The following is a 21545-nucleotide window of genomic DNA, read 5'->3' on the forward strand; positions in this document are numbered from 1 at the left end:
TCATTAATGGCGTACTAAAAGCCGTGATTACTAAATTTGATGCCACGAATTATTCTAAATAACTGTACCTCGTTAAGAGTACTTGGTAATTTTTTCGTCTCTTTTATAAACACTAGTTTAAATGAATCTTCTACATATTAATGCATACTATATAGATAATCATCTTTATTCCCAGTTGTACAAAACCTTGGACTCAGAACTTCAGCAAAAAGTTTACATTCCTATCAAAAAAGACAGAGTAGCCGAAAATGTAGTAGAGTTAAAACAGGGTGAACTTATATTTGAACAGGTAATCAAACCTGTTCATAAGTACAATTATTTCAAAAAAATTAAAGAAATAACCTCTTCGCTTATCGAAAAGAACGTGCATGAAAACATTGATTTTATTCATGCGCACAATCTATTTACTGATGGTGTAATTGCCTATAACTTAAAAAAGAAATTTGGAATCAAATACATAGTTGCGATAAGAACCACTGATATAGAATTACAATATAAATATATGTATCATAGAAGGGCTAGGGTTAAGAAGGTACTTGAAGATGCAGAACAAATTATTTTTATTTCCCCTAATTACAGAGATAAATTCTTAACTATGTTAAGTGAATCCTTTATTGCAAGAATAAAAAATAAGATAAAAATTGTTCCAAATGGAATAGACGATTTCTGGCTTAACAATCAAAAAAAACCAACTGCTAAATCTCTAGAAAAGAAAGTTCACCTATTATACGTAGGACAAATCATGCAAAGGAAAAATGTTTTTCCTTTAATGGAAGCAATAAATTTATTGAACACAAAAAAAGGGGAAGAAAAATATGATTTAACAATAATAGGTGGGGCAAACACTTACGAAAAAGAGTTTTACAATTCATTTCTTAGCACTATAAAACAATTTAATTGGGTCAAGTACAAGGGTGTAATAAAAGACAAGAAAATGCTACTTCAAGAATATAGAAACTGCGATATTTTCGCCATGCCAGCCAAAGGTGAACTATTTGGGCTTGTATACATTGAAGCTTTGTCCCAAGGAAAGCCCGTTATATATGCAAAGGGTGAGGGGATTAATGGATTTTTGGAAGGGAAACAAGTGGGAAAATCGGTTGACCCAGACGACTTAGAAGATATTTGTGATGGAATTATATATTTAAAGGAAAATTATATTTCGTTCAATGATTTTTCAGAAGTTGTTGAACCTTTTAATTGGAACAGAATAGCTAACCTTTATAAATCAATGTACCAGAAAGATGAACAGGATTGAAAAATTTGTCTATGACCAAGTAAAAAGTAATCCAAGGGTAAAACAGAGTATACGCAATTTATACCAATCCTTTTTTGATTTTCTGCCAAACAAAAAGAATTTTTCAATCAACGAGATTGATTTTAAGGAAGGGTTTTTCTATGGTTTTCATGATATTTCTCCTTTTTCTAAGGATGATTCCAAGCTCTTGGCCAATAAATTGACCATACCTTTAAGAATGCCTGAATTAGGTGATGTTTTGGAGGTAGGTTATTTTAATCTAGAAAATGGCTTAAGTGATTTTGTCAAAATTGATGCTACTCACGCTTGGAACTATCACAAAGGCTGCAGATTACAATGGCTTAAAGAAAATATTGTTATTTATAACGATGCAGATGGAGACGAACTAATTTCCAGTATTTATGATATAAATTCAAATATCAAAAAATCATTATCCTTTCCAATTGATTCTGTTTCACCTTGCGGAGAATATATTGCAACCTTCAGTTACGGCAGACTTGAAAAATTAATGCCTGGCTATGGTTACCGAACTTTTGATGATGATAATTATATACAGGAAAAATTACCTGAAAATACTGGTTTGTTTTTAGGAAACACCAATGAAAACACTAAAGAACTGCTTGTTAGCTTAAGTCAATTATCCAAAATTGGCGAATTAAATCCTGAAGATTTAAATTGTCATCATTATGTAACCCATTCCCTATTTTCTCCTGATGGTAAATATATTTCCTTCCTACATAGGTGGGTAGATATCAACTATACTTCTAAAAGACATACGAGATTACTAACAATTAACTTGGAATCAAGAGAGTGTTATATTTCCCCAACGAATGATATGGTTTCACATTATGTGTGGAATGATCAAAATCAAATCATAGCCTATTCCAGAATAGGCGATAAAGACAGTCATGTTTTATTTGAGGAACCAACTTTACAAAAATATAGAAGAATTGCGTATCCCGCACTAAATTCTGACGGTCATCAGAGTTTTATTTCCAGTAATTCATTTGTAACCGATACCTATCCAGATAAATTTAGAATGGCCAATTTGTACAAAGTTAATTGTATTACCAATGAAGTTACTCTGTTGGCTAAACTTAACTCTTATAAAAAATTTCAATCACTACCTCCCGACAGACATTGGTGTTGCGATTTGCACCCCAGAATGAACCCAAAGGGCGATACAGTATGTTTTGATTCTGTGCACACTGGTAAGAGAGCTATTTGCGTTATGAAGATTTAATTCTTGGTTTTATTTGCTAAGAAAATAAATATCTAAACTCAAAAATTAGATAATAGCCTATTTTATCCAAATAATTTGTTTTCCGCCTCATTCTTTCTAAGTCTCTTTCTATGGAATGATTCAAGTAATTTTTATAATCACCTATTTCACCTTTTCTAAAAAACCATTTTCGATCGGATTTTTCCCTTACCTTTTTAATACTGTTGAGTTCAATTATCCGCTTTATTTCTTCATCATTTATTGATACTCCCAGAAATTCCGTAAATCTCTTTAATTCTTCTGCCGTATCGCTTTTTAATGACTCAAAGGACGAGTGAAAAACATTCTCACTATAAGGAGCCCAATTCTCATTGTATTTAATTAGTTGAACTGCTTTATATCGACCTACTAACCAATAATAGGTACTAAAGGAAGGTTTAAAAGCACGAACATTAATGAAATGATTATAATGGGATACAAGAGCATCCCTAATATCACGATTGATCATAAAAATCTTCACATCATCCACATTACTTGTAAGTATGTCAATTTGCTTTCTTTTATAGATATGTGCCTTTGCTAAAAAATGTTTTGTTTTTATCTCATTTGATTTGATAATATCGGCCAATCTATTTTGATCAATAAAACTGTCTTGATCTTTACTTCTAAACGACTTTGGTAATGGCTGAAATTCCAATACATTTTTTAATAAGTTTCTTTGCCAGGTTGAACCTGATTTAAATGCCCCATTTGCTATTACTAACATAGAATCTATATTGTTTTGTTACTTGTAAAATTACTTTTAGAAATTTAATGTCTACTCTGCTATTTAAGATTTGTACTTTAGTACAATTGAAATTACCCAGACAAAACTTTTAATTAAAAAAACACCAAGTTTAAATAATTGTTGTTTCTATTTTAAATGAATTGTGCAAAACAATTTATTCTCACCACTACCAGAGGGTTTACCATAAGTTTCCGAATACCACTTATTAAAATACCCGCCATATTGATTTGCCAGTTCTAAAATCATATCGTGGTACTTTTCTTTTAATAAGTTTAAAACCAATGGAGGACAATCCAATTCTATTGATTTATTTACAATCTCTTTGGTCGGCGAATCATCTCCCTTAAGAGATTCTTTAAAACCTTCATTAGTTTCCTTACCGGTAGTGATAAACTGAATCACTTCCTCAAGCAATTGTTCCGGTGACTCAATAATCGCATCATAGAAACCTAGTAAAATTTGTTCTTTTGGAAAGACACTACTAAAGTTCTCTATTGTTCTTAAATAGTTGGACCTAAGTTCTTGACCCTCCCCCTCTATGAACTCAATAATTTCCTTTTCAGTAACATCATCAAGTGTAAAGCCTTTTATTTTCTTCTTTATATGTCTAAAATGTGACCATGCTCTATCCACTGGGTTTCTAAGCATAAAAATTAGTTTTGCATTTGGTGATAAAGCATACATACGAGAAACATCTTCCTTATTTAACATTGAGTAACTTGGGGTGATTTCACCCTTTGTTCCGGAATATCTATTAAATATGGATTTATACCATTCATCGTTGTAGTTTGAAAAATACCATCTTAAGAAGAAACCAACATTTTGGAAGTTTCCCCTAAATATGGACGAAAAGATTGCTCTACCCGCCCTTTCAAGATATGATAAGCTGAAAATTCTATCTTTTACTTTAGATTTAGATAAGAAATTAGGTGATAAATATTTGGTATTCCTATCAAAATAATGAAATTCCTTAACCGGAGGAATTGAAAACCCGGGCGTTTTAGACAAGTTATAATACAACCAGGATGTACCTGCTTTTTGAGCCCCAATTCCCCAAAAATTAATAGGTTGATTATTTTTCATGATTAAATTAGATTTTATATTTTTTATTTCAGGAGTTCTTAGCTCTATATTTTATTTTCTATTTAAGGCTTTATCCAAAACCGTATGCAAATAGTGACCAAATATTTTTGGTCTAAATTTTAGAAGCGTTATGAATACTATTATTAAAAACAGAAGGAAAACTATAAACATTGAAACATCTGCAATATTCCATAAGTTAAATATGGATTTGTAAATCACAATTATTATTGCAACGTATAAACCTAACTTTATGCCGGCCAGAAGGGGTTCAAAAAAATATTCCTTCATTGAACCTTCAAATACATTTTTTACAAGTATTATCATCATCAAATAATTTATGAAATAGCTTATAACAATACCGACTGCGGCACCATTAATCCCATAGAAATAACCTAATGAACCCGATATTATTACTATCAGTGCAGTAAAAATGTACTTACGCGTTACGTTCTTATATATTAAACCCTTGGACCTTATTACTGCATCAGTCATTTTTCCGGAGTTACTAAATGTTAGAACAAGAAACATTATTTGTAATGGTAATATGGCTTCATCCCAATTAGTACCCATAAGAATTTGTACAATTTCTGCAGAAAAGAAGATTAAAAAAACTGTTAACGGAATCATTATTGAATTACTTACACCAATTCCAAACTTATATATTTTAATAAGTTTTTCATTCTCGTCTTGTATTTCCGACATAACCGGGAACATTACCTTATTGATTATACTCGCTAAAAATTGACTTGGTAGTTCCTTAATCCTGGATGTTCTTTCATAAATTCCTAATATATCTTGAGCAAAGATTTTACCAAACACAAGATTTAGACCCTTACTTGACAAAAAATTACTAAAAGACAATAACATCATTCCAGATCCAAAACCAAACAACTCCTTCGCTTCGGTATAGTGAAATTTTAGACTTATTTTAATAGGCGCAAAATAGAACATTGTTATCGTGCTGATTAACGAGCTTAGCAGTGTAGCTACAACAAGGGACCAAACACCATAATTTTTCGTTGCCAAATAAACACCAAAACTATAACCAATTAAGTTAGCGCAAATATCTACCAAAGAAGCATTTTTAAAACGAAAGTTCTTCAACAACAGGTTTACTGAAATGTTATTCAAAGCTAGTAACAATAGGTTAAGGGAAGAAACTTTAATTAGGTCATCCAATCGACTATCGTTATATGTTGCAGCGATATACGGAGAAAGGAAATAGAAACAAACATATAGCACAAGTCCAATAAGAATGCTCGTTTGTAGGGCCCCATTAATATGATTATTATTAATTTCCTTACGTTGTATCAGGGCAGACCCCATACCTCCTTGTATAAAGATATTACCAATACCGATAGTACCATTTACTATAGCCATTAACCCATAATCTTCTTTCAACAAGAGCCTGGTCATTATGGCAAAATATACAAGTTGCAGTACGTTTAGGGAAATAACCGATAAAGATTGCCACTTACCTGCATTCTTGATTTTCTTGCTGAGACTCATCCAATTTTATTAAGTATGTAACCAAGAAAATTAAAAAAGGGGTTCTTTTTAGCTACATCATGCCATCCATCATCATACTTTATTTTTCTTTTCTCAAAACGATTGGGTGTACCGGCAATGGTGTGATCGTCGTTCAATTCCATATAATCAGGAACGCTAAATGAATTAAAACCAATAAATTCAGACATGTCATTAAATATTTCTTGGGGGTTTTTGAAAAAGTCTTCATAATTTAAATTATAAATATCCTTTTTCTTTACACTTCTAAGCAAAAACCAACAATTTATTCTATGAATATAATTAGCTAGTAATAATTTTAATAGACTAAGGTTCTCTTTATCGTATTTTCTTCTCCATTTTTGTCTGGATATAGATACGGCACGTAAATCCCTTTTTAAATAAATAAATTTAAAATTAAATTGTGAGTTTCTATAAAGTGAAATTCCGTGGTACGCCTCCTTAGAGGAATCGACTAATATGCTACAATGAGTAATGTCAAAAACTGCATTATAAATATTATTCATAAGAGTAGCAACATGTTTATTTTCCTCTTTTATCAGCTCCTTGTCCGGTCCTTTGGGATAGATGATTTTCGTGTTTTTAATAACTTCTAAATCCTTTAATTTAAGTCTATTAAAAATTTTTTTCCAAAAATCACAATCGTTCAAGTTTGAACCGCATGAACAATTCCAATCCCAAGCACTACCTGGGCCTTTTTTGTGCAAATACCCTCCTAAAAGATAGGTTTCTCCAACGGAAATAATTTCTGTAGATTTTGATAGGATATTTTCAATAAGTGTAGACCCAGAACGCTGATTGGACATTATATAAACAATCGTTTGTCTTCGCTTCATTAAATTCTTCTTCAGATTTTTTTAATTGTTTCTAATTATAACATTCTTAGGAGAGTCATGATCAAAATGCTAATTTCCACTTTAGCCTTTCAAGCATTCGTTTTGACTTTTCATCATCCCTTTTATAAAACTCAATATGGCAGCAGCCCTCTCTCCTATTTCAAAATTTTTAGAGGCCCTCAAAGCATTATCGCTCATTTCTTTGGCAACCTTTTGATTATTAACTATAGAATCAATTGCAATCCTTATGGCATCTACATCCAATGGATCAACTAAAATAGAATACGAAGAATCACATTGATCTCTTACCTCAGGTATATCCGAAGATACAACCGGTAATCCGCATGCCACAGCCTCAGCAATGGCGTTACAGGAGCCTTCTTTTTGTGTCGGGAGCACGAATAAATCTGCAGCCGAAAGAATCTCAGGTATTTTATAGGACGGCAAACTACCTTTAAATACTACTGATTTACCTTCCGGATTTTGAGGTCCACTCCCGATGAAAAGAATGCCAACATTATCCAATTCATTAACCGCGTCCAAAACACGTAAAGGACCTTTATGGTGCATAAATCTACCCACAAAGGCTATTAACTTAACATCCATAGGAAGTTCGTACTTTACTCTCATTTCTTTTTTATCCCGACTATAAAACTTATTAAGGTCAACAGCATTGGGTTTCATTAAAATCCGCTCCGGAGTAACTCCATACCCGATTAACTGATCCTTCAATTTGTTGGAGACGGCGACAAAACCATTTATTCTTTTAACACTTCGATTAAAGTAACTTTTTGGATATCGTTTTGTAAAACTTGTTAAATCGCTTTCGCCTATAGCCGTAAATACCGGTTTTGCATAATTGTTAAGTGCATTTACTGCCACAATACCATTCATTAGAAAATGTGCATATACAAAATCAAATTCTATATTATTATTTTTAACAGTCTTTTGAATAGCTCTAATTTGGGCTAATTCTGCAATTCTATAGGTATTGAACGAACCTAATTGTATACTGGAAAGCGAAAAGACCTTTGGTCGATAGACCGTACATAACTCTTCCCCATAAGACTTTACTTTTTTGACTTTAACAGACATAATATTGTCCGGAGAAATAACGGTAACCTTATGCCCTAGTTTACAAAATTGCTGTATCAAATTATAGACAAACACCCCTCTCGTAGGATGTTTTAAAGATGGATAATTATTAGATACGACTAATATTTTCATTGAGACTATATCTTTTTGGATTTTACTTTATTCTCATCAAGAATATGAATAGTGGACCCAATTAAGACTGCAAAAAAGAACCAGAATGTTGTTTTGCCAATACTACCACCTTGTTTGGACATATTAAAAACTACGATTACAAACAATACAAGATTTAGAGAGTCACCATACTTTTTAAAATGAAGAAATAACAATTTGCCCAAACGGGCTAAAAAAGTAACAAACAAAATTATTCCAGGAAGACCACATGCAATATATACATAGAGAAAAATGTTATGGGGGTTCATAAATGAACCTGAATAGGCGAACATTCTGGGTTTAACTCCTTCAAAACCGGCACCCATAATAATATTATCCCGAATAATATTATAGGCAGCTTCCCAAAGAACATTTCTACCAATATCACCAGATTCTACCGTATCAGCAAATCTTTCCGCTATAACCGGATTTGTTTCCAATAAATAAGTTATTAGTACAACAGAACCCAATACTCCAAAGATAATAACGGCCAGCTTATTAAGAGCTCCCGTCCTCCTAAAATAGAGCAACACACCAAGCCCTAAAAACATGGAAACGAAAGCTCCTCTGGAGCCAGACACTGCAATTAGACTAATAAAAGGAATACACATTAGTATTATTATAATCGATCTTTTAATTGAAAAATTGTTTATAAGTTTTGAAATGGTAATCAAAAAAGCAATGGAAGCCTTTGCTCCCATAACATTAGGATTTTCCTCAAAAATTAGCAATCTACCATTTTCGTATGTAACACCCTTGCCAAGTGATACCAGCAAAAAAACCAACAGCATACTGGTAATATAACTATTTAAAACAATGGTTAAAGTTTTTGGTTTTATATGAAGGTGAGCTGCAATAAATAGCATTAATACTATTAAGAGAAGTGCTCTATAATTATAGGCAAATTTTAATTCCTCGACATATTCAGAGTTAAAAACGGAAAAAAAGAAGCCTACAAAAATTAGGAGAAATAGAGGAATTGCAAATCTTTTAAAGATTGAAAAACTAAAATTCCTTCCCACTAGCGGCACCCAACTTCCTAAGTATAGCACCGTCGACAAATAGGTTACCGAATATGAGCCCGTAAAACTGAAGGGGTCCCAATTTTCAAAAGTAACTGAGAAAACCAACAAATATAAACAATAATCGTTTATAATATTAAAAAGTTTTATCATTAATTACATTAAGATAATTAAAATGTTTGGCAAAATAAGTTAAAAAAAAAAGAGCTACCCAACATATTGGACAAAATACATTTATTGATCGAATAATTAATAATTGATAGGCATTAATAAAGCTATATCTACTCGTGTAACCAAGCTATTATTTCTTTATTTAAGTATGTCTATTTCATTAAAATTTTAACGCATTCCTTAAAATATTGTCAAATGGAAATATTCTTCCTCAGTAATTTCCAATTTTACCATGAAACCAGTCTAACAAAAAACGCTAAGCTTTCACTCTAGATTTTTAAACTTTTTACAAAAAGTAATCAATACTTAATTCGTTAGCAGTTAAAGCGTGAATTATAAACTCAATTAGGGTTATTGATATACTACTTATCATATTCTTTTCACTAGTGCCATTTATATAAAATAGATTTTAAAACTTTTCGTTTGTGTATTATTGTAACTACATTTAATAAATACTTTTTTAAACCTATTAACAAATAGTACTTGAAGTTTGAAAACCATATGAACATATTATACCTTCACCAATACTTTAACACCCCAGATAAACCAGGAGGAACCCGATCTTACTGGAACATTTTAAAACTTATTGAATATGGCCATAAGGTAACCGTTATATGTATTGGGAATGAAAATAAAAAGCGATTTGAGCGAAAAACCATTGATGGTATAAATATTGTTTCGGTTAGGGTCAGCTATTCCCAATCTATGGGTATCATGGCAAGATTAAAGTCATTTCTTCATTTTATGCTCGTTTCCACCTACCTTGCCCTAAAGGAAAAAAACATTGATTTTGTCATAGCCACTTCTACTCCTTTAACTATTGGCTTTCCTGCCTTGGTACTGAAAAAGATAAAACGCATCTCCTATCTGTTTGAGGTAAGGGACCTTTGGCCGGAAGTGCCCATTCAAATGGGAGGTTTGAACAATAAATTTGCTATAAAACTGGCAAGGTGGTTTGAAAGAAGTATTTATAAAAACGCATCCCATATTGTGGCCTTATCTCCTGGAATGGAAGAAGGTGTTATCGCTGCGGGAACACCACCAGAAAAAGTGAACATGATTCCGAACATGGCCAAAATTGATAAATTTTGGGCACGGGATCCCAATTTAGACTTAATGGATGAGCTAAACATTGCAAGGGATTCCTTTAAGGTAATCTACTTCGGGGCTATGGGTAAGGCGAACGCCATAGAATATATATTGGAAACCGCTGCACTTCTTCAAAAAAATGAGGAAATTGAGTTTTTATTTATAGGAAGTGGTCCCGGGGAAGCCCTGATAGAAAACTATTTAACTACCAGTAAAGCCAAAAATGTACGCTATCTAGGGTTCTTTAACACGGATAAAACATCTGAAATTGTAAACTTTTGTGACATTTCCTTAGTAACCTTTAGTAGCATACCCATATTAAAGACCAACTCCCCCAACAAATTATTCGATTCCCTGTCTGCGGCCAAACCAATCATCGTCAACTCAAATGGTTGGACCAAGGATTTAGTTGAAAAGAATGCTTGCGGAATTTATGTGGATCCCGAAACCCCAGAAGACTTTGTGAAAAAATTACTTGCTTTGAAAGAAGATAAAGAGTCCTTGCAAATGATGGGTATAAACGCTAGAAAGTTGGCGGAAACCGTGTACGATAAATCCATTTTATGCGAGCAATTTGTCCATACCGTAAATCAAACCATCGCAAAATTATAATTTAAGTTTTTTAATCTGTCCTCCCCATGTATATTTACCTTAAGCGTTTTTTTGATATTGTGTTATCCTTACTTGGGTTAGTCATCCTATCTCCCATTTTGCTGGTTGTTGCTCTTTTTTTATTCCTGGATTTTAAGGGTACACCGTTCTTTACCCAGCAACGTCCCGGGAGGGATGAACATATTTTTCATGTCTTAAAGTTTAAGACCATGAACAACAAAAAGGATGCATCTGGAAATTTATTGCCCGATACCGAACGACTAACGCCTTTGGGCATATTTATACGAAAAACCTCTATCGATGAGTTGCCCCAATTGATTAATGTATTAAAGGGAGATATGAGCCTCATTGGACCACGACCCTTATTGGTGAAGTATTTACCGTATTACAGGGAAGAAGAGCGGATTCGTTTTACCGTAAGACCTGGGATTACCGGTCTTGCCCAAATTTCTGGACGAAACTATATGACCTGGGACGAAAAGTTTAAAAAGGATATCCAATATGTCCAAAATATGAGCTTTTCCCAAGACCTTTTTATTTTCTACAAAACCATTTTTAAAATTTTTAAAACCTCCGATGTTGAGTTGGACCAAAGTTCCTACATGTCCGACTTGGATATTGAAAGAAAACAAATGATGGGTTGAAATTGTACTAAGAAATTGTATTTTTGAACTTGCTTTAACAAGTCGCCCAAAAAATTAAATTTCAATCTACCTATGCCTCATACCTTAATTCCTGAGCGTACAATTCCCTTTTATGTTTTATCTTTAAGTTCAACCCCTACTATCCAGTAATATGAACAATGTATTAATTACCTCCGTAGGACGCAGGGTATCCTTGGTAAAGTTTTTTAAAGAAGAACTAAAGCAAATATTTCCGGAAAGCAAGGTATACGGTTCAGATATGAGTCCCGAATTATCCTCCCCTTGCCAAGTGGCCGACGGTCATTTTAGAGTGCCCCATATAAATCACGATAATTATATCCCGGAGTTAATTGAACAATGCAAGAACTTAGGTATTTCCTTGATCATACCCACTATTGACACCGCTTTACTTCCCTTGGCCCAAAATAAGGCGTTATTTGAACAGAACAACATTAATGTAGTGGTCCCGGAAATCGATTTTGTAAAGCAGTGTAGGGACAAACGAATGATTCATGATTTTTTTGTATCCAAGGGCATCCAAGTGGCGGAAGAGTATGGCAAGAAAACCTTTCAACTTCCCTTATACATAAAACCTTATGATGGTAGCCGCAGTGTGGACAATTATGTGATAAAGCATAAGGATGAATTGACCGAGTATCATTTTGAAAATAAGAAGCTCATGTTTCTGGAGTATTTAGATCATGATCTTTATGATGAATTTACCTGTGATCTTTACTATACAAAACAGGGCCGTTTGCGATGTGTGGTACCCAGGCAGCGACTCTTGGTCCGTGACGGTGAAGTGAATAAGGCCATTACCAAAAACAATGAACTTGTCCCATTTATTAGACAACAACTCAATAATGTGGAAGGTGCTCGTGGGTGTCTAACAGTTCAATTTTTCGTACATCAGGAGACACGAGATATTTACGGCATTGAAATAAACCCCAGATTTGGCGGTGGGTACCCACTGACCCATTTGTCCGGTGCCAATTATGTACGATGGATTCTAAAAGAGTATTTATTGGATGAGGATCTATCAGAATATTTTGAGGATTGGAAACAAGATTTACTCATGCTCCGCTATGACGGTGAAGTTTTGGTGCATGGACATAGCGATTGACGAACATACCGCCTTAGTATTTGATTTGGACGATACCTTATACAATGAATTGGACTATCTCAAGTCTGCCTATTGGGAAATTTGTTTTTATTGCAATCCTGATAAGGCAAAAGAACTGTACCATTTGATTTTTTCACTGTATAGAAGTGACCAAAATCCCTTTAAATATATTACAGAAAAATATGAAATATCCCTACCAGAATTAATATCAAATTACAGAAACCACGTACCAAAACTAAATCCATTTCCAGGAGTTTTAAAAGTCTTTCAAGAGGTAAAACAAAAAAAGGGTAAATTAGGTGTTATCACGGACGGTCGTGTAATAACACAGACGAATAAACTTAAATCCCTTGGGTTATTGAAGTACATAGATTATGTGGTTATTTCCGAGGACATTGGAAGTGAAAAACCCCACAGAAAAAACTATGAAGCAATGATGGACAAACTCAATGCGGAAAGGTATTATTACTTTGGGGACAACTTTAAAAAAGATTTCATAGCACCCCTAAAGATGGGATGGCATACAGTAGGATTGATTGACAATGGAAAAAATATTCATCATAATAGCTACGCATATTTAGAAAACAAACCCGAACATTTAATACAGTCCTTTGAAGAGATCATTATTAGATAAATTATTTGATTTGCGCAATCTATAATGAATTTGGACCTTACCCTGAATTTATTTTAAGTTCTCATCGACATATAAGGAATCAAATATGAAATAACGAAATAAGTCTGGAATGACTTGGATTGACAGGCATACATGAATGTTAAAACAAAATTTACTAAGAAATTAAATCCTTACTGAAAAACTTCCTTTTAAACCACTTATTTGCTTTTATATAGTAGTATGTAGAACGAACTGTCCATCCCAACCATGCCAACTTCCTATTGTACAAAAGAGGTTTAACCTTAACAAGATAGCTAAAGGTTTTCTCCGGGCTCCATAAAAATTGTTTTAACAATTGCTTTTTGGACATCGATAATTGAGCGGCATCGTATTTTATCCCTACTTTATTACTGCCAATATTTTGGTAGAATCCTTGGGATATGAGCTGAATAAATTTCAACTTTTTCTTGTTCGTAAATAATCCCAACCGCAGTGCCAAATCTGTTAAATATTTTTGAGCCATATCCTGGTCGTACACCACCGAAGAAAGGTTATTGTTTAAAAGGATAAATTGGTCTTCCATAAAATCCTGTATGGGTGCTATAAACTCATCAAAAACTTTTTTTTCATTAGGCTCATGATATTCTATGGTGGGCATATCTGGATTCTTGGAATAACCTAATGTGCTACCGTGCGGGGCGGCCAACAACTGTTCGTACAATTGGCCATTGGCCTGCAGGATATGGTCTGAATATCCTTTTTCTGGATAAACCGAAAAATTTAAACCAAATCGTTTTGTTTTCTCCTGAATGTTATAGATTTCACGTAAGCCAATATAGTAACCTGTTACGGCCACCTGGCCACCTATATAATCATGAATACATTCTTGCATAGTCCCACCCCAACCTACATCAACAACCACCATGCCCTCTTTGCCAAAATCAACTCCAAAGGATTTCAAGTAGGTATCAAAAGCATTTTTCTGCTCCTGTCTATGCTGCTCATAACGTATTTTAAAAGTTTCGTTGGTCCTAAGTTTTTTAAGGACATCCGAAGCACTGAAATTTTCGATAACCTTGTCCTTATCCACTCCAATTTCTTCCGCAATAGCTAAAATTTCAGATTCGGTAAGATTAAAATCGCTTAAAAATTGATGGGTAGACCTATGGTCATAATTCTTTTTCACCGGCATAAAAGGCTCCTCGGCTATAGGTCTTAGGGAAACCTGTTTGGCGGAATGTCGTGATGCCTTAAAGTAATGGGTACGAATATAATCCGTCTCATCAAAACCGTTCAAGCGTTGATAGGTATCAAACAATTGCTTTAAATAGAGTCCCTCGCGCGCCAAGAAGAATAGATTCTTTATCTCCTTTTGCCTAGCTTCGGTATAGAGTCTTTCCGTAAAAAAGTAGAAGTGTAGTATATATTCACTAAAAGGATGTTCGCTACGTTTGCAATTTTTCTCTATATCCCTACAGCTCCGTATAAAGTCACTTTCAACGGATCCAAATAAATTCTTTTTGTTTCTAAATTTATGATTGGCATGTTTCAGATAGAAGGTGTTGATGTTCTGTTTACGGGCTTGCTGGATATCACTGTGCATGTTGTCCCCCATCATGGAACACTCCTCCCCATGTACTCCTATATGTTGCATCACCATAGGATATAAAGTACCTGTCTCCTTACTTTTTTCAAAATCACAGGACATAAAAATGTCATTGAACAGATGGTCCACTTTATGCCATTGAAGTAACCTTTGAATAACCGATTTAGGCAAATGAAAGTCCGAAATGATGAATATTTTATAACCCTCTTCATGTAACATTTGGAGCCCACCTATCAAATCGTCGTTCATAAACTGTACGGAGGCTTCACTCCTATAATCTGCTTCCAAAGAGGAGTTCATAAACTTTTCAAATGAAACTACACCCAAAAGATCTGTATTCCCCAGTCTCGCGTGAAGCTCTTGGATTACCTTGTAATAGGGAATTTCATCTTTTACGGTTTTCAAATCTTTTGCCAGCGTATTTTGAACGTCCATACGGATCTTGTAAAGGGTATCAATATCCAAATTCAATCCTAAATCCCTAATCAATAGTTTTGCCCAAATTTTGAAAACATATAAAGGGTGGACATTCCTATGGATTAGGGTATCAAAAAGGTCGGTAAGGACTACTTTAACCTTCGGGTTGTTTTTTATGGTATGTATTGTAGTATTCAAATCGTACTTTCTTTAATAATTTATAATGCGATTCTAAGAATCCCTTAAAACCGGACCATCATTACAAAAACAAAAATTGTTTGTAAAATAACGTTAATTTTTACCAGGTGGCAATAATTTTTCGATAAAAACACGATATAAAAGATACAATTTAAAGAGACCTTCGTTCGCCTTGGAAATAGGTGTTTCTCCGATTAGTTGAATAAAGACCAAACCTGCTCAAAACTGTTTGTTAAAAAAAAGCGGGATATAATCCCGCTTTATAACTACCCATTAATAATCTATTGTCTTCTTAGAATGATTCGCTTGGAAATAGGATTGTCGTTATTCAAGACTAGCGTAACTACGTATACTTCATTGGGCAAAATATCCAAGTCTATACGATATACCCCAACACCCTGTAGTAGTGCAGCTGGCTGATATTGTCTTATGAGCCTACCAGCTGTGTCATGTAACATAAAACCTACTATATCCTCGGGGGCCACTGCGCCATTGAGGATTATTTCCACAAAATCCGAAGACGGGTTGGGGGATATAATCATTTCCAATTCCTCTTCTTCTAGAGTCTCATTGGCCTCCACAACGATTTCCAACTCTGCAGTACCCACGGCACCCATATCGTCCGTCACTGACAACACTACAGTGTAGGTTCCTTCGGTCGTAAATTCATAGCTTGGATTCGGTTCCGTTGAAGTACCTCCATCACCAAAGTCCCATGCAAAGGATGCGATTCCCGTATCATCCGTTGTTCCGCTACTGGAAAACTGAACGGTTAAAGGAGCTGGTCCAGAAAGTACATTAGCGGAAGCCACTGCATTAGGACCTAAATTACCTGAGCTAACCGTTATAGTAAAGCTTGCTTCATCGGTAAGACCTTCTGCATCGGCAACCGTTAAGGCAACCGTAAATACACCTTCTGTCATGTAGTCATATGTTGGATCGGCTTCTGTTGATGTTCCCCCGTCTCCAAAATCCCATGAATACGAAACTATTCCATTATCATCGGTAGAGTTACTTCCAGTAAACTGTACCGACAATGGAGCCTCTCCGGAAGAAACGTCCGAAGTTGCCAACGCCATGGGGGCTGCATTTCCTTGAGTAACCGTAATGGTAAGGCTAGCCTCGTCAGTTAGACCTTCTGCATCGGTAACCGTTAAGGTAGCCGTATAGATACCTTCAGCCATGTACTCATATATTGGGTCGGACTGAGTTGAAGTTCCCCCGTCTCCAAAATCCCATACGTACGAAGCTACGGCCACATCATCGGTGGAGTTACTACCCATAAATTGAACCGCTAAGGGAGCTGCTCCAACGGACACATTGGAAGATGCAACAGCAACGGGAGCATCATTCCCGATTGTCACAGTAATAGTTAAGCTGGCCTCATCCGTACGACCTTCAGCATCTGCAACCGTAAGGGTTACCGTATAAACACCGTCATTAGTATATTCATAAATAGGATCGGCAACCGCAGATGTCCCTGTTCCATCACCAAAGTCCCATGTATAAGAAGCGATGCCTACATCATCTGTTGAACCACTGCCTGTGAACTGAACTAGCAAGGGAGCCGATCCTGTATCAACGTCTGAATCCGCAATAGCTGTTGGCCGACCATTTCCATTTACGGTAATACTTTGTGTTACCGTATCCTCCTTACCATCAGCATCGGCAACCGTTAAACTTACGTTATAGGTACCGGATTGAAAATATTCATAAATTGGATTTGCCTCGGTTGAAGTATTACCATCTCCAAAATCCCAGAGATATCCAATTATTCCCATATCGTCCGAACTTCCAGTGCTATCAAAAATAACTTCCAAGTCCGCAACGGTATAATCAAATGCACTTTCGGGTGCTCCGGCATCCGGTAAGTACTGTATTAAAGTAGCCTTTGGTTGGGTAGCGCTATCATCAATGCTAGTGGAAACACCACCTCTACCGCGTAGGTGGATACTTACCAAATCATTAGTGCCATCACTATACACTTGAACACGCAATCCATCCATTTCAATAGGTGCTTGGGCTATACCACCCCATTCATAAATACCCGCATCAATCCAATCCCCTTGACCTTCATCCAATACCGTCCAAGTATTCCCTACCCTGTAACTAATTCTCCACAAAGAATTGGGTTGGGGCTGGTTTGGATATACGCCTCCAAAAGTGATGTAATTGACCCTTTTTCTTGCAGCCCAATCCACCTGCCAACGGAATCCATCTTCTGGGCCGGGGGTACCTAAATTTTGATTGATTGCAACACCATACTCATTATATGCTGTTTTTACAAAATAATCATCCCTGCCAGGGTCATATAAAATAGCTTGGGGAGTTCCCCTACCTCCTGAAGTAACAGATCCAGTAAGGATAGCATCTTGGGCAAGTCCCAAATTAATTCCTGAATTTGGAGCATTAGATGCCACATCGCTTGTTGCAATTATCGTTACCGATGCTTCATCCGTAAGTCCCTCGCCATCCGTTACCGTTAGGGTAGCCAGATACGTACCTGGGCTTAGATAAACGTGTGTAGGGTCAGGCTCCGTAGAAGTGCTACCATCACCAAAATCCCAAACATAAGAAACGATACCTACATCATCCGTGGAATTACTACCCGTGAAATTTTCAGAAAGTGGTGCTGCACCGGTAATCAAACTTGTCCCAATAACCGCTATAGGAGCCTCGTTTGCAGGATTTCCAACAAAGATATCCGCTGAGGATGTATCGCTGATACCATCTCCATCCGTTACCATTAAATAAACTGTATAGGTGCCCGAGGTAGCATACGTATGCACTGGATTTACATCCGTAGAGGTGCTTCCATCACCAAAATCCCAGGCATAAGAAACGATTCCTATGTCATCCGAACTGTTGGAAGAGTCAAAAGTAACATCCAAATCGTTGATGGTATAATCAAAAACACTTTCAGGTGCTCCTGTTTCGGGCAAATACTGGATCAGTGTGGCCTTGGGCTGCGTACCACTATCGTTGACAACATTGGAAACGCCACCACGACCTCTTAAGTGAATACTAACCAATTCATTTATACCATCACTGTAAACCTGTACCCTAAGTCCGTCTATTTCAATAGGAACCTGAGTAGGACCTCCCCATTCATAGATACCCGAATTCAGCCATCCACCCTGGCCTTCTTCCAAGGTAACCCAAGAATTGCCCACTCTATAGGAGATACGCCACAATGAATTCGATTGAGGCTGATTAGGATAAACGCCCCCAAAAGTGATATAATTAACTTGTTTACGGTCTACCCAATCCACTTGCCAACGGAATCCATCATCTATCCCCGGAGTCCCTAAACTTTCATTTCTTAGTACGCCATACTCATTGAAATCGGTTTTAATAAAATAATCGTCTTTTGAGGGGTCGTACAAAATATGTTGGGGCGTTCCACGACCATTTTCTACATTACCACCCACTAAAGCGTCTGGAACCAAGGCCAGGTTTAATCCTGGGTTTGGTGTGTTATTCACAACGCCACTGGAAACTACTATGGTAAGGGTTTCTGAGGCCCAATTCCCATCCCCGTCCGTAACCGTAAGTATAGCATTATAAGTTCCGGGTACCGTATAGGAATAATTTGGGTCTGCTCCAGTTGCCGTTCCACCGTCACCAAAATCCCAGGCATAAGAAACCACCCCTATATCATCGGTTGAATTACTGCCTGTAAATTGAATGGATAAAGGAGCTAATCCTACATTAACATTGGATGATGCCAACGCAACAGGAAGACTATTGTCCACCGTTACAGTTACTTGTTGAGAAGTTGTATCACTTAACCCGTCAATATCGGTAACGGTTAAAGAAACAGTGTACACCCCGGCCTCTGCGTAGGTATGCGAAGGATTTGCCATAGTAGAACCATTGCCATCCCCAAAATCCCAGGTAAAGGATTCTATTCCCACGTTATCAGAACTATTAGAGGAGTCAAATGATACGTTCAAATTGTCTACCACATAGGAGAAGGCACTCTCTGGCGCACCTGTATCCGGTAGATATTGTATCAAGGTAGCTTTTGGCTCTGTTATACTGTCATCAAGTCTATTGGAAATACCTCCTCGGCCCCTTAAATGTATACTAACCAAATCATTGGTTCCATCACTGTACATCTGGACTCGTAAGCCATCGATTTCGATAGGGGTTTCTGTTGAGCTTCCCCATTCATAAATCCCACTGTTAAGCCATCCTCCCTGTCCTTCTTCTAAAATAGTCCAGTCATTACCTACTCGATAGCTTATCCTCCATAAGGAATTAGGCTGTGGCTGATTAGGAAATACTCCACCAAAGGTGATGTAATTAACTAGTTTGGGAGTAATCCAATCCACTTGCCAATTGAATCCTTCCCCAACCGGTGGGGTTCCCAAATTTGCATTACGAGCAACTCCATATTCATTAAAATCAGTAGGCTGAAAGTAATTGTCGATAGAAGGGTCGTATAGAATATCCTCAGGGGCACCACGACCGTCCATTGCATTACCATTTACATAGGCATCTGGTAACAAGGCCAGGTTGATACCTGCATTTGGAGTATTATCTGCGTTACCTCCCGAAGCTATAATAATAACTGAAGTCGAATCTGAATTTCCATCAACATCCGTCACCGTTAAAGTCGCAATATATTGTCCTGGAAGATTATATATGTAAGCCGGATCAGCTTCTGTGGAGCTTCCACCATCCCCAAAATCCCATGCATACGATGTAATACCCACATCATCCGTAGAATTGCTACCATTAAATTGAACATTAAAAGGAGCCGAACCGGAGGATACATCACTTGACACCACGGCCACTGGAATTGCCGGAATACCATCCACGGTAATATCCTGTGATCTATCATCTGTAAGTCCATCATTATCGGTCACTGTTAGGATTACCGTATATGTTCCCGGAGCGGCATAGTTATGTATTGGATTGGAAACCGTAGATGTATTTCCATCACCAAAATCCCAATTGTATGAATCTATTGTACCATCTGAATCACTACTTCCGGAAGAGTCGAAAGTTACCTCCAAATCATTTGCCGTATAGGTAAAATCGCTTGTAGGGGCACCTTTATCCGGTAAATACTGAATTAAAGTTGCCTTAGGCTCTGTATTACTATCGTCTGTACTATTGGAAACACCTCCCCTACCTCGAAGATGAATACTTACCAAATCGTTCGTTCCGTCACTATAAATCTGTACGCGAAGTCCATCTATTTGAATTGGAGTCTCGGTTGACCCTCCCCATTCATAAATACCACTATCTAGCCATCCACCTTGACCTTCTTCCAATATTGTCCAAGTGTTTCCAGAACGATAACTTATTCTCCATAACGTATTTGGCTGCGGTTGATTTGGAAAAACTCCTCCAAAAGTTATATAGTTTACCATTTTAGAGGAAATCCAATCAACCCTCCAAGTAAAAGCGTCTTGAATACCAACGGTACCAAGGTTTTCTTGATAGGCCACCCCATATTCATTAAATGGAGTTGCTTGAAAATAGTCATTAGTGGTTGGATCAAACAAAATATCCTTAGGTACGCCCCTTCCACCTTCTACACTTCCTTGTACTATAGCATCGGATAAAAGTGCCAGATTTATGGAAGCGTTTGCAGTATTGTCCACAGTGCCACCGGTAATGATCATGTCAATGGATACACTCCCAATTTGTCCGTCCCCATCAGTAACCGTTAATGTAGCAGTATACTGCCCAGGGGTTGTATATATATATGAGGGATCTGCCGCTGTAGAAGTACCTCCATCGCCAAAGTCCCAAGCATAAGATACAACTCCTTGATCATCAGTGGAATTACTACCGGTAAACTGAATGGATAAGGGTGCATTACCTATAGTACTATCTGAAGTAGCAACCGCTGTTGGCGGAGCGTTCAACTGATTGATCCATGCTTCGAGCAATGCCACACCTTCCTCGTCCACTTGGCCCTTGGCCAAAGGGGGCATCATAACCCCGGGCGTGGTGCTATTGGTTCTATGGTAGATCTGCGACTTGGACGCATCCCCTGCATAGACTATCCTCTGGTCCGATGGCATCGCCGATACTATTTCCGTGACGTTCGAGGTCAAAAGGCCAGTCTCCGC

Annotated in this window: 14 protein-coding genes; 6 read left to right on the forward strand and 8 right to left on the reverse strand. The window is 36.6% G+C overall.

The window, feature by feature from the left end:
* The first annotated feature begins 187 nt into the window (after positions 1 to 187).
* The gene (locus BFP75_RS21125) at positions 188 to 1258 is read left to right on the forward strand and encodes a glycosyltransferase family 4 protein (protein ID WP_165776655.1); all 1071 of its coding nucleotides are present in this window, start codon (positions 188 to 190) and stop codon (positions 1256 to 1258) included.
* A complete protein-coding gene (locus tag BFP75_RS21130) occupies positions 1245 to 2501 on the forward strand; it encodes a hypothetical protein (RefSeq protein ID WP_099547296.1) in 1257 nt (418 codons plus the stop codon). The genes BFP75_RS21125 and BFP75_RS21130 overlap by 14 nt, the downstream gene beginning before the upstream one ends.
* Before the next feature lie 16 nt (positions 2502 to 2517).
* Here the strand turns inward: BFP75_RS21130 and BFP75_RS21135 are convergent, their stop codons facing one another.
* From BFP75_RS21135 to BFP75_RS21160, 6 genes are all read right to left on the reverse strand, one after another.
* The gene (locus tag BFP75_RS21135) at positions 2518 to 3246 is read right to left on the reverse strand and encodes a sulfotransferase domain-containing protein (RefSeq protein WP_099547297.1); all 729 of its coding nucleotides are present in this window, start codon (positions 3244 to 3246) and stop codon (positions 2518 to 2520) included.
* Between the two features lie 147 nt (positions 3247 to 3393).
* Positions 3394 to 4350 (reverse strand): sulfotransferase domain-containing protein, encoded by a 957-nt coding sequence (locus BFP75_RS21140; RefSeq protein WP_099547298.1) that lies wholly within the window; start codon positions 4348 to 4350, stop codon positions 3394 to 3396.
* Between the two features lie 51 nt (positions 4351 to 4401).
* Positions 4402 to 5859 carry a lipopolysaccharide biosynthesis protein gene (locus BFP75_RS21145; RefSeq protein ID WP_099547299.1) on the reverse strand — a complete coding sequence of 486 codons (1458 nt, stop codon included), beginning with the start codon at positions 5857 to 5859 and terminating at the stop codon, positions 4402 to 4404.
* Complete coding sequence (locus tag BFP75_RS21150) at positions 5856 to 6713, reverse strand: sulfotransferase (RefSeq protein ID WP_099547300.1); 858 nt, start codon at positions 6711 to 6713, stop codon at positions 5856 to 5858. Before BFP75_RS21150 ends, BFP75_RS21145 begins: the two co-directional genes overlap by 4 nt.
* A gap of 81 nt (positions 6714 to 6794) precedes the next feature.
* Positions 6795 to 7940 carry a glycosyltransferase family 4 protein gene (locus tag BFP75_RS21155; RefSeq protein ID WP_099547301.1) on the reverse strand — a complete coding sequence of 382 codons (1146 nt, stop codon included), beginning with the start codon at positions 7938 to 7940 and terminating at the stop codon, positions 6795 to 6797.
* A 5-nt stretch (positions 7941 to 7945) separates the two neighbouring features.
* The gene (locus BFP75_RS21160; RefSeq protein WP_165776656.1) at positions 7946 to 8824 is read right to left on the reverse strand and encodes an O-antigen ligase family protein; all 879 of its coding nucleotides are present in this window, start codon (positions 8822 to 8824) and stop codon (positions 7946 to 7948) included.
* Between the two features lie 828 nt (positions 8825 to 9652).
* On the opposite strand from BFP75_RS21160, the gene BFP75_RS21165 reads away from it, so the two are divergent.
* From BFP75_RS21165 to BFP75_RS21180, 4 genes are all read left to right on the forward strand, one after another.
* Entirely contained in the window at positions 9653 to 10852 is a 1200-nt protein-coding gene (locus BFP75_RS21165) for a glycosyltransferase family 4 protein (protein WP_123803520.1), read from the forward strand.
* A gap of 26 nt (positions 10853 to 10878) precedes the next feature.
* The gene (locus BFP75_RS21170) at positions 10879 to 11496 is read left to right on the forward strand and encodes a sugar transferase (protein WP_099547304.1); all 618 of its coding nucleotides are present in this window, start codon (positions 10879 to 10881) and stop codon (positions 11494 to 11496) included.
* Between the two features lie 151 nt (positions 11497 to 11647).
* Positions 11648 to 12619: an ATP-grasp domain-containing protein gene (locus tag BFP75_RS21175; protein ID WP_099547305.1), complete on the forward strand. Its 972-nt coding sequence runs from the start codon at positions 11648 to 11650 to the stop codon at positions 12617 to 12619.
* A complete protein-coding gene (locus BFP75_RS21180) occupies positions 12603 to 13253 on the forward strand; it encodes an HAD family hydrolase (protein ID WP_165776657.1) in 651 nt (216 codons plus the stop codon). The genes BFP75_RS21175 and BFP75_RS21180 overlap by 17 nt, the downstream gene beginning before the upstream one ends.
* A gap of 154 nt (positions 13254 to 13407) precedes the next feature.
* Here BFP75_RS21180 and BFP75_RS21185 read toward each other — a convergent pair whose 3' ends face one another.
* Complete coding sequence (locus tag BFP75_RS21185) at positions 13408 to 15453, reverse strand: HAD family hydrolase (RefSeq protein WP_099547307.1); 2046 nt, start codon at positions 15451 to 15453, stop codon at positions 13408 to 13410.
* Positions 15454 to 15734: 281 nt separating this feature from the next.
* Positions 15735 to 21530: a PKD domain-containing protein gene (locus tag BFP75_RS22655; protein WP_206073589.1), complete on the reverse strand. Its 5796-nt coding sequence runs from the start codon at positions 21528 to 21530 to the stop codon at positions 15735 to 15737.
* Between the last annotated feature and the right edge of the window lie 15 nt (positions 21531 to 21545).

Source organism: Maribacter sp. 4G9, assembly GCF_002742265.1.
In the GTDB taxonomy this organism is placed as follows: domain Bacteria; phylum Bacteroidota; class Bacteroidia; order Flavobacteriales; family Flavobacteriaceae; genus Maribacter.